General features: G+C 69.7%; 13 protein-coding genes. 4 read left to right on the top strand and 9 right to left on the bottom strand.

The window, feature by feature from the left end; all coding sequences use genetic code 11:
• Positions 1-979 (top strand): methionine synthase (locus tag C475_RS10310; protein ID WP_006883764.1); only part of this gene is annotated, 979 nt, incomplete at its 5' end.
• Between the two features lie 187 nt (positions 980-1,166).
• Positions 1,167-1,676, top strand: coding sequence for an HTH domain-containing protein (locus tag C475_RS10305; protein ID WP_006883763.1), 510 nt, complete (start codon positions 1,167-1,169; stop codon positions 1,674-1,676).
• 48 nt (positions 1,677-1,724) lie between these two features.
• Here C475_RS10305 and C475_RS10300 read toward each other — a convergent pair whose 3' ends face one another.
• The 9 genes from C475_RS10300 to rpl7ae form a co-directional block, all read right to left on the bottom strand.
• Positions 1,725-2,870 carry an ABC transporter permease gene (locus C475_RS10300; RefSeq protein ID WP_006883762.1) on the bottom strand — a complete coding sequence of 382 codons (1,146 nt, stop codon included), beginning with the start codon at positions 2,868-2,870 and terminating at the stop codon, positions 1,725-1,727.
• Positions 2,870-3,658 carry an ABC transporter ATP-binding protein gene (locus tag C475_RS10295; RefSeq protein WP_006883761.1) on the bottom strand — a complete coding sequence of 263 codons (789 nt, stop codon included), beginning with the start codon at positions 3,656-3,658 and terminating at the stop codon, positions 2,870-2,872. The genes C475_RS10300 and C475_RS10295 overlap by 1 nt, the downstream gene beginning before the upstream one ends.
• Entirely contained in the window at positions 3,645-5,444 is a 1,800-nt protein-coding gene (locus C475_RS22340) for a COG1361 family protein (protein WP_152436381.1), read from the bottom strand. Before C475_RS22340 ends, C475_RS10295 begins: the two co-directional genes overlap by 14 nt.
• A gap of 349 nt (positions 5,445-5,793) precedes the next feature.
• Positions 5,794-6,807 carry a phosphotransferase family protein gene (locus C475_RS10285; RefSeq protein WP_006883759.1) on the bottom strand — a complete coding sequence of 338 codons (1,014 nt, stop codon included), beginning with the start codon at positions 6,805-6,807 and terminating at the stop codon, positions 5,794-5,796.
• Between the two features lie 164 nt (positions 6,808-6,971).
• Positions 6,972-7,202, bottom strand: coding sequence for a hypothetical protein (locus C475_RS10280; protein ID WP_006883758.1), 231 nt, complete (start codon positions 7,200-7,202; stop codon positions 6,972-6,974).
• Positions 7,203-7,362: 160 nt separating this feature from the next.
• A complete protein-coding gene (gene ndk, locus C475_RS10275) occupies positions 7,363-7,842 on the bottom strand; it encodes a nucleoside-diphosphate kinase (RefSeq protein ID WP_006883757.1) in 480 nt (159 codons plus the stop codon).
• The gene (locus C475_RS10270; protein ID WP_006883756.1) at positions 7,839-8,207 is read right to left on the bottom strand and encodes a 50S ribosomal protein L24e; all 369 of its coding nucleotides are present in this window, start codon (positions 8,205-8,207) and stop codon (positions 7,839-7,841) included. Before C475_RS10270 ends, ndk begins: the two co-directional genes overlap by 4 nt.
• Positions 8,207-8,437, bottom strand: coding sequence for a 30S ribosomal protein S28e (locus C475_RS10265; protein WP_006883755.1), 231 nt, complete (start codon positions 8,435-8,437; stop codon positions 8,207-8,209). Before C475_RS10265 ends, C475_RS10270 begins: the two co-directional genes overlap by 1 nt.
• A gap of 10 nt (positions 8,438-8,447) precedes the next feature.
• A complete protein-coding gene (gene rpl7ae, locus C475_RS10260) occupies positions 8,448-8,810 on the bottom strand; it encodes a 50S ribosomal protein L7Ae (RefSeq protein ID WP_006883754.1) in 363 nt (120 codons plus the stop codon).
• A gap of 514 nt (positions 8,811-9,324) precedes the next feature.
• Here rpl7ae and tmcA point away from each other — a divergent pair.
• Entirely contained in the window at positions 9,325-11,619 is a 2,295-nt protein-coding gene (tmcA, locus tag C475_RS10255; RefSeq protein ID WP_006883753.1) for a tRNA(Met) cytidine acetyltransferase TmcA, read from the top strand.
• Positions 11,616-12,125 (top strand): DUF456 domain-containing protein, encoded by a 510-nt coding sequence (locus C475_RS10250; RefSeq protein WP_235728448.1) that lies wholly within the window; start codon positions 11,616-11,618, stop codon positions 12,123-12,125. Before tmcA ends, C475_RS10250 begins: the two co-directional genes overlap by 4 nt.
• The last annotated feature ends 214 nt before the right edge of the window (positions 12,126-12,339 follow it).

Raw genomic sequence — 12,339 nt, 5'->3', positions numbered from 1 at the left:
AGATGTGTATAAGAGACAGCTGTACGAGGACGACGAGGACAACTTCGGCGACACTGAGTGGGAGGAGGCCAAGGACGACGCCGCTCGCCTCATCACCGAGGAGCACGAGCGGGCCGGCCTCGACACCGTCGTCGACGGCGAGATGCGCCGGACCGAGATGGTCGAGTACTTCGCCGAGCGCATCGAGGGCTACGAGTTCAACGGCCGCGTGAAGGTGTGGGGCCACAACTACTTCAACAAGCCCTCCGTCGCCGAGGAGGTCGAATACGGCGAGCAGTGGCTCGTCGACGAGTTCGAGTTCACCGATTCCGTCGCCGACCGCCCCGTCAAGGTGCCCATCACCGGCCCGTACACGCTGGCCAACTGGACGTTCAACGAGGCCTACGACGACGACGAGGCGCTGGCATACGACCTGGCCGAACTGGTCAACGAGGAGATCGAACAGCTGGTCGACGCCGGCGCCCGCTACATCCAGATCGACGAGCCCGCGCTCGCCACGACGCCCGACGACCACGCCATCGTCGGCGAGTGCCTCGAACGGATCGTCGAGGGCATCCCCGAGGAGGTCCGCATCGGCCTCCACGTCTGTTACGGCGACTACTCGCGGATCTACCCCGAGGTGCTCGACTACCCGATCGACGAGCTCGACCTCGAACTCACCAACGGCGACTACGAGCAGATCGACGTGTTCACCGATCCCGAGTTCACGCTCGACCTGGCGCTGGGCGTCATCGACAACCACACCGCCGAGGTCGAGACGGTCGAGGAGATCAAGGACAACATCCGTCAGGGCCTGAAGGTCGTCCCGCCGGAGCAGCTCACGATCTCCCCGGACTGCGGCCTGAAGCTGCTCCCCCGCGAGAAGGCCTACGAGAAGATGGAGAACATGGTCACCGCGGCCCGCGAGGTCGAGGCCGAACTCGACACCGGCGAGATCGACGTGCCCGCCCTCGGTGAGACGGCGTCGGCCGACGACTGAACGCGGCTCCGCCGTTCCAGCCGTCGGGAGGTCCCGGCGGCCCGCAGGCGGTTCGTACGGAACCGGGACTCAACCCGCGGGAACGGCGTCAACGCGACTCACTTTAGGTCCCTAAAGTCCCTCGAAGGCATAGGGCGGAAAGCGTTTTCAGGGGGCCACCCGAGGGATCGATCAAGTGACAGAACCCATGACGGACACAGCCGACCACCGGATCGAACTCTACCTCCGCGGGGACACGTACGGCAGCTACGACCGCCAGCAGCGGATCCTCGCACGGGTCGAGGACCTGGAAGCCGAGGGCGTCGTCACCGACACCGAGGTCGACGCCTCCTGGCAACGCATCCGGACGCCCGAGCAGGACAGCCGCGACGCGGCGCTGGCCACCTACGACGAGTTCGGCGAGTGGGCGGGCGAGAACGGCTACCGGCTCGAACCGGCCTTCGAGCGCCGTCAGCGCTCGTACATCGGCAGCGACGCGGTCCACGACGTGGTCGTCTTCCCGATGGCGTCGCTCGCCGTCTACGAGGGCAGCGACCTGCAGGCCGTGTTCCCCTGCGCCGACGGGACCGGCGAGATCAACTTCACCGTTCAGGACTGCCTGGACGCCTTCGAATCCGGTGAGTCCGACTGGTTCGAGCAGTTCGCGGCGGTGACGGTCGACCGCGCGAGCCCGCGGCTGACGGTCAACGCGGACTGAGCGACGGGGCGCGGACGGCGGGCGGAAAATCGGGTACGGCGACAGTTTTTAGCCCCGCAGCGCTTCGACGGGGCGTTCGTTGGCGGCCTTCCACGCCGGATAGAGCCCGCTGAGGAGGCTCGTCCCGACGCCGAAGGCGAACGCGAGGCCGATGTAAACGAAGTTCCCGGGACGGAAAACGAGGCTCGCGTCGCCGACGACGAAGTGGTTGAGAGCCATCCCGGCGACGATGGAGAAGCCGGCGCCGGCGAGGCCGCCGACGATCCCCAGCAGGACCGCCTCCGAGAGCATGATCTTCAGCACGTCGCGTTTCTGGAAGCCGACGGCGCGCAACACGCCGATCTCCTGGCGGCGCTCGACGGCACTCATCAGCATCACGTTCAGGATGCTGACGCCGGCGACCAGCAGGGAGATGGAGCCGATCCCGATGAGAAAGAGGTTCACGGCCTGGAACGACTGGCCGATCTGGTCGGCGACGCCGGAGAAGTCCTGGACGGACACCCGCTCGCGCCGGTCGTTCAACTGCGCGCGGATCGCCACCGCGGTGGCGTTGGCGGCGGTGCTGTCGGTCTCGGTGACGGTGATCGTGTCGTAGCCGCGGCTGTCGAACGTCCGGGTCGGCAGGACGATCTGGTCGCTCGGGTCGGTGAACCCGAAGCCCTGGCTCGGCGAGAGGACGGCGACGACCCGCTCGGTCGAGCCGTTGACCGTGATCGTGTCGCCGGGGCCCAGATCGCGCTGGTCAGCGAGGTTCGGCCCGATCAGTGCGCCGCTCCGGTAGGGTTCGGGGATCGACCCCTCGCGGGCCTCGAACAGCTTGCCCGGCTGGTCGATCCCCATCACCGCCCTGGTCTCGCCGGCCCCCCTGCCGTAGGAGACGGTGGTGAACCGCTGGACCGCGGGCGCGACCGTGGCGCCGGACCCCGCGAGCGACTCGACCTGCCGGAGGTCTCGCTCGGTGAGCGCCCCGGGCGCCCCAGACGAGTCGGCCGGGGTGACCATGACCTGGTTGCCGATGTCGCCGAGGTTCTCGGTGAGCTGGTAGCGCAGCGTCAGCCCGAACATCCCGAGTGACGCGATAGCGATGACGCCGATGACGATGCCCAGCGCCGCCAGCACCGAGCGGACCTTCGTCCGTCCGATGTTGCGCCGGGCCATCAGCAGGGCGGGGAACCGCCGGCGCAGCCAGCCCATCACGGCTCACCACTCCCCGGGTCGCCTTCGTCGACCGAACCGACCGCGCCGGCGCCCGGGTCCGGGTCCGGGTCGGCGGTTTCGGCGGGGCCGCCCGCCGGTTTCCCGTAGGCACCGGTCGGCACGTCCGAGCCCATGTAGCCGTCGACGAGTTCCACCGTGCGGTCGACGTACTCGTTGACGAGTTCGTCGTGGGTGACGGCGATGACGGCCACGTCCCGTTCGGTGATCTCGACGAACTCCTCCAAGATCTGCCGGCCGGTCTCGCGGTCGAGGTTCCCCGTCGGCTCGTCGGCCAACAGGAGCCGGGGCTCGTTGATGAGCGAGCGCGCGATGGCGACCCGCTGTTTCTGGCCGCCGGAGAGTTCGTCGGGTTTGTGGTCCAGCCGGTCGCCCAGTCCCATCCGCTCGAGCAGGTCGACCGACCGCTCCTCGACGGTCGGGTCGTGGTCGAAGAGCGCGGGCACCTCGACGTTCTCCCTCGCGGTCAGCGTCGGGATGAGGTAGAAGTTCTGGAAGACGAAGCCGATGGTCCGCTTGCGTGCGGCGGTCTGCTCGCGGTCGGAGAGGCCGGTCACGTCCTCGCCGTCGAGCAGGACCTCGCCCTCGCTGGGGTCGTCGAGCAGGCCGAGCAGGTTGAGCAGCGTGGTCTTGCCGCTCCCGCTGGGTCCCATGATGGAGACGAACTCCCCGGGTTCGACGGCGAAGTCGATCCCTTTCAGGGCCTCCAGGGTCTCCCCGCCGGTCCGGTAGCGCTTGACGGCGCCCCGGGTCTCAATCACCGCCACGTCTCGTCCTCCAGGCGCGGACGCCCACGGCGAGGACGGCGATCACCACGACGGTACCGACGACCAGCGGGAGGAGGGAGCCGCCGCCGGTCGAGTTCGGATCCACGTCGGGGCCGGCGGCGAGCGCGCGGCTGGCGGCGGCAGCGTCGGCCTCGACGGTGCGGGTGACGCGCTGGCCGTCGACGAGATACTCGACTTCCAGCGGAACTGTCGAGACGTTGCCCGTCGCCGTCGCGTACACGTCGAAGGAGACGAAGTCGCTCGCGGGGACGGTCCCGACGAAGTACTCGCGGTTGGGCGCGGTCGGCGTCACCGCTTCGGTGTCGACGACGCTGACGAGCACGCTCTGGGCGTCGGTCGTCCCGAGGTTGCTCGCGCTGCCGGAGACGCGGAGCCGCCCGCCGTCGGGGACGACCTCCAGCCCGGTCAGGCCGATAGTGCCCGGCGTCTGGGTGAGCGCCGTCGACGCCGCGGCCTCGCCGCGCTGGCGGGCCACGTCGTAGGTTGCCACCACGTCGACCGCCGCGCGGTCACCGGACAGCGTCGCGTTCAGCCGGACGGTTCGGGACTCGCCCGCGGCGACGCGGTCGACGAGCGCCCGACCCACCGTCGCGTTCGGCGAGGTTGCGCGTACGCTGACGTTCGAGATGGGCGCGTTACCGCCGTTGAGTACCGACACCGTCACCGCCTGGGAGTTGCCACCCTGTCGAGTGCTCAGGTCGAGCGCGACGCTGTCGCGCAGCGGGTCGGCCTGGAGGGAGACCGTCTCCGTGACGGTCCGGGTCGCCCCGCCCGGTGTCGAGTAGGCGAACGTCGCGGTCACCTCGTGGTCGCCGGCGGCCGAGGGCCGGAAGTCGAAGGCCGCCGTGGTCGACTCGCCGTCGGCGATCCGGGTGAACACCGAGCGGCCGTTGCGGACGGTGACGCCGTCGCCGGCGACCGTCAGCTCGGCGTTGGTCACCGCCGCGCCGAGCCCGTTGGCGACCGTGACGGTGCCGTCGGACTCCAGCCCGGCGATCGAGGTGTTGGTATCGATGTCGAGCTGCGGCCGTTCGGTCTCCGTCCGGACCGTCACCGTGTCGGTGACCGTGTCCGTCACGCCGCCGGCGGTCGTGTAGGTCAGCGTCGCGGTCACCCGATGGCGGCCCGGGTCGTCCGCGCGGTAGTCGAACTCGACGGAGCGGGAGGCGTTGCTTCTGACCGTCGCCAGCACTTCCCGGCGGTTGGTGACGGTGACGTTCTCACCGCCGACGGTGAGTTCGACGCTCTCGATGGGGCTCGACAGGCTGTTGGCGACGGTGACCGAACCGTCCGCGCGGACGCCCGCCACGGAGTCGTCGGCGTCGATGTCGAGTTGCGGGTACCGCTCCTCGACGGTGATCGACACCGGGTAACTCAGCCGCGTCACACGGTTCTGGTCGGTGTCGCGACCGGAGACGTTGACCTGCAGGTCGTACGTACCGGGCTCGTCGAACGACATCGACAGCGGAACCGACCGGTCGGAGCCGGCCGGGAGCGTCCCGATGTTCTTCACCTCGGCGTACTCCTTCGGGTCGGGCCCGTCGTCGGCCTCGATGACTCGCACGCGGTCGAGGAAGTACCCCGCGGAGCTGCTGTCGAAGTTCTCGATCGTCGGTTCGATCGTGACCTCGTCGCCGGGGACCGGCTCGGCCGGGCTCACGTCGACCGACGAGATGGTCACGTTGACACTGGTAGCGGCCGCGACGGCCGGAAGCGATGCGACTGCGATCAGGACTACGAGTGCTACTGTCTTGGTTCGATTCATTGGTCGGGGGAGGTGTGGTTCGCGACTGGCGACTCGATGCGGGGGCGCGAGCGACGGTTCATCGGCGGACCGCGACGGCGACCGGACCCGTCCGGGGCCAGGGCGACTGGGCGATCGGGGCCGGGACTGCGACACCGGGCATCACGACCGACGCACGCGACGGACTCGCTCCCGCAGCTGGACGGGGCCGTCGAGACCGGTCGGCGGGGACGACACGGAGCGCATCCTGCCGAGGGGTCCGTAGAGCGACAACTTAACAACTTCGTTACGGGAAACAGGTCTCCAGTCAGACAGGTTCGTTCGCGCCGGATGGGGAGATGTCGGATCGACGGGACGGCGCGCGGGACCGTCACCGCGGGAGTTCGGCCAGCAGGCGGTCGAACTGCTGGCGGTACTGGAACTCCGCGCGGGCGCGGCCCAGGTCGTCTTCGGCGAAGGCGTCGTCGAAGCCGGTCATCCGCCACAGGAGCGTCGACAGCTGGTAGACCGGTTTGGTCCGCTCGTAAGTCTCGCCGGGGTCGAACTCCGTGTGGGTCCGGTAGCCCTCGTAGAGCTGCTCGCGCAGTCGTTCGCACACCTCCGGGTCGTCGAACGTCGAGTCGATGTAGAGGAACTCCGACTGGGCGAGCTGGTAGTCGCGGTGGGCCGCCAGCGTGTCCTGCCAGTCAAGGACCGCGGTGACCGGGTCCGGTTCGTCGAGCATACAGAGGAGGTTCGTCGGCTGCATATCGTCGTGGACGAGCCGGGGCATCCCGTCCTCGGGGACCAGCGGGAGGGTGTCCTCGATGGCGTCACGCGCCCGCGACTGCATCCCCTCGAAGGGCGTCCCGTCGAGACGTTCGATGTGCGAGCGGGTCAGGTCGCCGAAGTACTCCCGCCAGTTGCCCCGCCAGTTGCGGATCGTGATCCGGTCGTCGTAGAGCATCAGCCGACCGAACGCCTCGAAGGCGATCTCCGAGTGCAGGTCGCCCATGATCGACCCGACCTGCTCGATGACCCGCTCCCAGTGACTCTGGTCCATCGCGCCGTACTGGTCGGCGAGGTTGTCGCCGCGCACCCGCTCGGTGACGAAGTAGGGTGGCACCGCCCGCTCGGGCTCCTGCTTGAAGACGAGAATGCGCGGGATCGGGATCTCGGTTCGGTCGGCGACGTACTCGTGGAGCTTCGGCTCGACCGCGAACCGGTCGTCGCCCGGCGGTTCGAACTTGACGACCACCTCGTACTCGTTGCCCCGATAGACGAGCGTGACCATGTACACGTCGGCACGGGTCCCACCGGTGGCCGCTTCGTAGCTGAACTCCTCGTAGTCCGGCCCGGACTCGTCGAGGACGGCTTCGATATCTGCGGCCGATGTCGTCTGCACGCCACTCTATTGATCTGGGGGTGAGAAAAATGTATCACCTGCGGCGAAGCCGTACGTCCGACGGGCGTCGGACGCCACCCGATCACCCCGTCTCGGCCACCGGGACAACTGAGAGCGTCGCTACCGTCGACTCCCGGAAGGCTGTCACCGCGCCGTCGGACTCGTCACCGCTCGTCCGCTCCCGACTCCTTCAGATACGTCCGGAGACACTCGCGATGGACCCACCGCTCGGTCATCACGCCGGCGCTCTGTGGGTCGGCGGCCCGAAGCACGGCGTACTCCTCGCCCGCAGGCGGGACCACACCGTCCTCGATCGGGATCGACTCGCCACAGACCGAACACTCCTCGTCGGCGTCGGGCGGCGTCGACAGCACGTCCTCGGCGATCTCGTCCATGGCGGGTGGTGCGGCCGACCCGTCAAAAAGCTACGCCGACGCTGTCACGACTCGCGGCCAGCGACGTGCGAACAGGGATGAGACTCGCGAGCGAGAAGCGAAGTCGACCGGAGCCCGGTCGACGTGCGCAGCGACGGCCGAAAAGCGGGGACTCAGCGGCTCAGTGGTCTTCGTCTTCGTAGACCCAGGGCTCGTCCGAGCGCTCGTACTCGACGAGTTCGTCCTCGTCGAAGAACAGCTCGATCTCGCGCTCGTTGGCGCCCTCGTCCTCGTGGTCGGAACCGTGGATGATGTTCTGACCGAGGTCGAGACCGTAGTCGCCGCGGATGGTGCCGGGTGCGGCGTCGGCGGGGTCGGTCGCGCCCATCATCTGACGGACCTGGCGGGTCGCGTCGGCGCCCTGCCAGACCATCGCCATCACCGGACCGCTGGTGATGAACTCGACGAGCTCGTCGAAGAAGGGCTTGTCCGCGTGCTCGCCGTAGTGCTGCTCGGCGAGCTTCTGGTCGATCTGCATGAACTTCGCGCCGACGAGCTTCAGCCCGCGCTCCTCCAGGCGAGTGACGATCTCGCCGGTGAGTCCGCGCTGAACGGCGTCGGGCTTGGCCATCACGAACGTGCGCTCGTCGTGGTGGCTCATTGGGCCTCGGCCTCCTCTTCGTCGGCGTCGGACTCGTCGGCGTCCGCCGCTTCGTCGGCATCGGTGTCGGCTTCCGCTTCCGACTCGTCCTCGTCGGAGTCAGCCTCGTCACCGTCGGCCTCGGAACTTTCCTCGACTTCGGGCTCGGGCTCCGGTTCGGCGGCCGGCTCGTCCTCGTCGGACTCCGCGGCGTCCTCCTCCTCGCCCGCCCATTCGAGGTCGCGCGATTCGCGACCGAGGTTGGCGTTCTTCTCGCACTTCGAGGAGCAGTAGTGGATGGTCGAGCCGTTGGTGCGGACGAACATGGTGCCCGTCCCGGGCTCGATGTCGGTGCCGCAGTAGTCACATTCGCGCGTTCGTGGCATTATTGGCCTCCGATCTGGTCGGCCTCGCGCGCGGTCTCGCGGAGCTGGAGCACGTCGCCCTCCCGGACCGGCCCGAGGACGTTTCGCGTGATGATGCGGCCCTGGTTCTCGCCGCCGCGGATCCGGCACTTGACCTGCATGGCCTCGCCGTGCATCCCCGTGCGGCCCACGACTTCGATGACTTCGGCGGCCGTGGAACCGCCGTTTCCGTCGGATTCTTCAGCAGACATACCGGGTCACCTACCGCAGTTCCTCGACCTTGCTGGCGATGTCGTCGACGTCGTCCTGGGCGTCGCCCGCGTCGACGACGGCGGCGGCCGCGCTACCGACTTCGAGACCGGCAGCGTGCCCGACCTCGTCCTGCGTGCCGATGAAGACGAACGGGATGTCCTTCTCGTCGGCCAGCTCCGGGAGGTGCATGACGATCTCCTCGGGCTGGACGTCCTCGGCGACGAAGACGAGTTCCGCGTTGCCGCGCTCGACGGCCTTGGTCGTCTCGTTGGTTCCTTTCTTCACGGTGCCTGTGTCTCGTGCGACCTCGAGGGCCTCGAGCGCGTCGTCTTCGAGGTCCGCGGGCACGTCGAAATCTACGTATACTGGCATTTGTGGATCACCTCCCGCGCGTGGGCTCGCGCTCCCCCGCCGGTCCGGGTTCGACCCGGGCGCCGCGAGAAAATCGCGGCGGAATATCCTGAGAGGCTAGGAGCATCATCAACCCCGCGCGGGCTGTACACCCATCTGGCAGAGGAGTACTAAAAGCACTTTCGAAGACGACCCCGCGTGCGAGCCGCCTGCACACGTCACGGCCGCTCGCGTCCGTCTCCGCGGGCCGCTCGCTGAGGGCCCTCGACCGCCTGGAACCACCCCTGTCGCGACGAGGTGCCGCCCTGCGGTAACGGTTGTCCGCGTCGGCTCCTCCAGCCGCTCGGCCGACCGGCTCGCACCCAGCCCCGTCGAGGACGTTCCCACGACGCTCGCGCCGGGTCGACACGCGCTGTATGGCAGATTCCCGACACACCCGTCGGCCCCGGTCGCAGGTCGCTGGGGCCGGCGGTCGAGCCCGCGGGGAGCCGATCCGATCGGCGGGCATTTGTCGCTCGGCGGCGGACCGGGAGCCATGACCGTCGGTCGCGTCGCGAACGCGCTGCGCGCGGAGGCCCGCGCCACCAACGAACGGCGACTGCTCGTCCTCGCCGGCGAGGGAGCGGCCACCCGCGCGGCCGCCGCCGACGCCCTCGACGCGGTCGCCATCGAATCGCGAGCGGTAACGTACCTCGGCGAATCGGAGGAGACGCCCTGGGAGCGGGTCCCCCCAGCTCGCGCCGGGGACCTCCTCGGGACGACTCACGGCGCGCTGGTGGTGGACTGCCACGAGGCGTGTCGGCCGAACGCGCTCGGCCGCGCGGTCGGCGCCGTCGACGGCGGCGGCCTGCTCGTCCTCTGCGTCCCGCCGCTCGACTCGTGGGCCGACCGCCGCGACGGCTTCGACGAGACGCTGGCCGTCCCGCCGTTCGACGTGTCGGACGTTGCGGGCAACTTCCGTTGCCGGCTGGTCGAGTTGCTTCGCGCTCACCCAGGCATCGCCGTCGTCGACGTGGACGACGGGTCCGGCGAGCCGACCGTCGAACGCGACGGGCTGACCGACCCCGCACCGCGAGTCGCTCCGGATCCGCCGGCGGTCCCCGACGACCCAGCGTTCCCGGCCGCCGTCTACCAACGCTGTCGCACCGACGACCAGGTGACGGCCGTCGAGGCCCTCGAAGCGCTGGGTGAGCCCGGCGACGCCGTCGTCGTCGAGGCCGACCGCGGGCGCGGAAAGTCCAGCGCGGCCGGCCTCGCCGCGGGCGCGCTCGCGCTCAACGGTCGGGACGTGCTCGTCACCGCGCCACAGTACCGCGGCGCCGCCGAGGTGTTCGCCCGCGCTCGCGAGGTGCTGGTCGGCGCCGACGCACTCGCAGGTGACCCCGACGAGTCCGACCCGACGCTGCTCGAAACCGCTCACGGGCGCGTCCGCTTCGAGAAGCCGACGGCGGCGGCCGAACTCCCCGACGACCCCGACGCGGTCGTCGTCGACGAGGCCGCGGCGCTGCCCGTTCGGCTGCTCGAACGGTTCCTCGACGCCCCGGCGGCGGCGTTCGCGACGACCGTCCACGGCTACGAGGGCGCCGGCCGCGGCTTCTCCGTGCGCTTTCGCGACCGCCTCGACGACGGCGACTTCGACGTGACGGACGTGTCGATGACCGACCCGATCCGCTACGCCGCCGGCGACCCCGTGGAAGTGTGGGCCTTCCGCGCGCTCCTGCTCGACGCGAGCCCCGCCGTCGACTCGCTCGTCGAGGGCGCGGGCGGCGGGGCGGACGCCACCGATCCCCGCGGCGACTCGCCGTCGCTCGCCTACCGCGGCCCCGAGGCCGCCGACCTGCTCGCCGACGAACACCTGCTCCGGGAAGTCTTCGGGCTGCTCGTCGCCGCCCACTACCGCACGGAGCCGTCGGACCTGGCTCGCCTGCTCGACGCGCCGAACGTGACCGTCCGGGCGCTCACCTATCGGGGTCACGTCGTCTCGGTCGCGCTGCTGGCTCGCGAGGGAGACCTCCCCGCGGACCTGCGGGCGCACATGTACGAGGGCGGCCGCGTGCGGGGGAACATGATCCCCGACGTGCTGACGAGCCAGCTCCGTGACGAGGACGCAGGCGTCCCGGAGGGGGTGCGCGTGCTCCGGATCGCGACCCATCACGCCGTCCGCTCGTGCGGGCTGGGCTCGCGGCTGCTTTCGGAGATCCGCGGGGAGTTCGCCGACGACGTGGACTGGCTCGGCACTGGCTACGGCGCGACGCCGGAACTCCTGGCCTTCTGGCGAGCGAACGGCTACTCGACCGTCCACCTCTCGACGACCCGCAACGACGCCAGCGGCGAGTACTCCGCGGTGATGCTCGCTCCCACCAGCGACGCCGGTCGAGCGTTGGCCGACCGCCATTCGCGGTGGTTCCTCGACCGCGTCGCGGCCATGCTCTCCGACCCGCTGGACGACGTGGACCCCGACGTGGTGCGCGCGGCGCTGTGCAGCGTCGACGCGACACCCGAGCTCGGACTCACCGAGTGGGAGTGGCGCCTGCTCGCCGGGATGACGGGCGGCGCCGGCATCTTCGACACCTCGCCGCGGCCGCTCCGGCGGCTGACCGTCGCGTATCTGGTCGACGCCGGTCCGCCCGGCGAGGAACCCCTGACACCGAGACAGGAGCGCCTGCTCGTCCGGAAGGCGCTGCAGGGCCACTCGTGGGATGCGGTCGCGGAGGAACTGGACTTCCACTCCACCGGGCAGTGCATGCGGACGCTGGGGGAAGCGACCCGACCGCTGCTTTCACGGTTCGGCGGCCCGAAGGTCGCGGCAGAACTGGAGCGATTCGAATGATGCAACTCCCCGCGCTCGGCGCCCTCCCCGTCGACCTGTTCGTGATCGTCGCGTTCGTCCTGCTGGTCGGCGGCGTCGTCGGCAGCGTCACCCCGCTGGTCCCGGGCGGGATCCTCTCGCTGGCCGGCGTCGTCGTCTACTGGTGGGCCAGCGGCTTCGCCGAGCCGAACGTCTTCGTCCTCTCGGGACTGCTGTTCGTCGCACTGATCGCCGTCGCGACCGACTGGCTCGCCGGCGCCGTCTCCGCGAAGGCCGGCGGGGCCTCCACCCGGACGACCGTGATCGCCACCGTCGTCGGCCTGGTCGGTCTCGTGTGGGGCCCGCTCGGGTTCCTCCTCGGTACCGCCGGCACCGTCTTCGTCATGGAGTTGGTCGACGGCGGCGAAATCGAGGAGAGCGCCCGCGCCGCCGGCGTGACGCTACTGGGCATGCTCACCTCCAGCGTCCTGCAGATCCTGCTGACCGCCGGCGTCCTCGTCGCCATGATCGGCGTCTTCTTGCTGTGAGGGCGAGCGAACGACCGTTCAGTTCTGTGTGCGAGTGTCTCGGTTGTTTCTGTTCGAGTTAGGTTGGAAGGATGTCGGATTGCGGTGACCGCAGTCGACAGTAGGCGGTGAAAGCCCTCGGCGCGCTCGCGGTCGCTGGGCGGGATATCCGCGCTCTCCGCACGGCCCGCTCACGGCACAGCCGTTCGCTTCGAGGCGCTACGCGCCTCGCACC

The organism is Halosimplex carlsbadense 2-9-1 (assembly GCF_000337455.1).
GTDB classification, from domain to species: Archaea; Halobacteriota; Halobacteria; order Halobacteriales; family Haloarculaceae; genus Halosimplex; species Halosimplex carlsbadense.
Note: the sequence above shows the minus strand (reverse complement) of the source record. Positions and strands in the feature narration are given on the sequence as shown.

What these genes read in the sequence shown, in the direction of transcription:
- C475_RS10250 (WP_235728448.1), top strand. Translation starts at nt 11,616, where the DNA reads ATGATGCAACTCCCCGCGCTCGGCGCCCTCCCCGTCGACCTGTTCGTG.
- C475_RS10280 (WP_006883758.1), bottom strand. Translation starts at nt 7,202, where the DNA reads ATGGACGAGATCGCCGAGGACGTGCTGTCGACGCCGCCCGACGCCGAC.
- C475_RS10300 (WP_006883762.1), bottom strand. Translation starts at nt 2,870, where the DNA reads ATGGGCTGGCTGCGCCGGCGGTTCCCCGCCCTGCTGATGGCCCGGCGC.
- C475_RS22340 (WP_152436381.1), bottom strand. Translation starts at nt 5,444, where the DNA reads ATGAATCGAACCAAGACAGTAGCACTCGTAGTCCTGATCGCAGTCGCA.
- tmcA (WP_006883753.1), top strand. Translation starts at nt 9,325, where the DNA reads ATGACCGTCGGTCGCGTCGCGAACGCGCTGCGCGCGGAGGCCCGCGCC.
- C475_RS10305 (WP_006883763.1), top strand. Translation starts at nt 1,167, where the DNA reads ATGACGGACACAGCCGACCACCGGATCGAACTCTACCTCCGCGGGGAC.
- C475_RS10265 (WP_006883755.1), bottom strand. Translation starts at nt 8,437, where the DNA reads ATGTCTGCTGAAGAATCCGACGGAAACGGCGGTTCCACGGCCGCCGAA.
- C475_RS10270 (WP_006883756.1), bottom strand. Translation starts at nt 8,207, where the DNA reads ATGCCACGAACGCGCGAATGTGACTACTGCGGCACCGACATCGAGCCC.
- ndk (WP_006883757.1), bottom strand. Translation starts at nt 7,842, where the DNA reads ATGAGCCACCACGACGAGCGCACGTTCGTGATGGCCAAGCCCGACGCC.
- rpl7ae (WP_006883754.1), bottom strand. Translation starts at nt 8,810, where the DNA reads ATGCCAGTATACGTAGATTTCGACGTGCCCGCGGACCTCGAAGACGAC.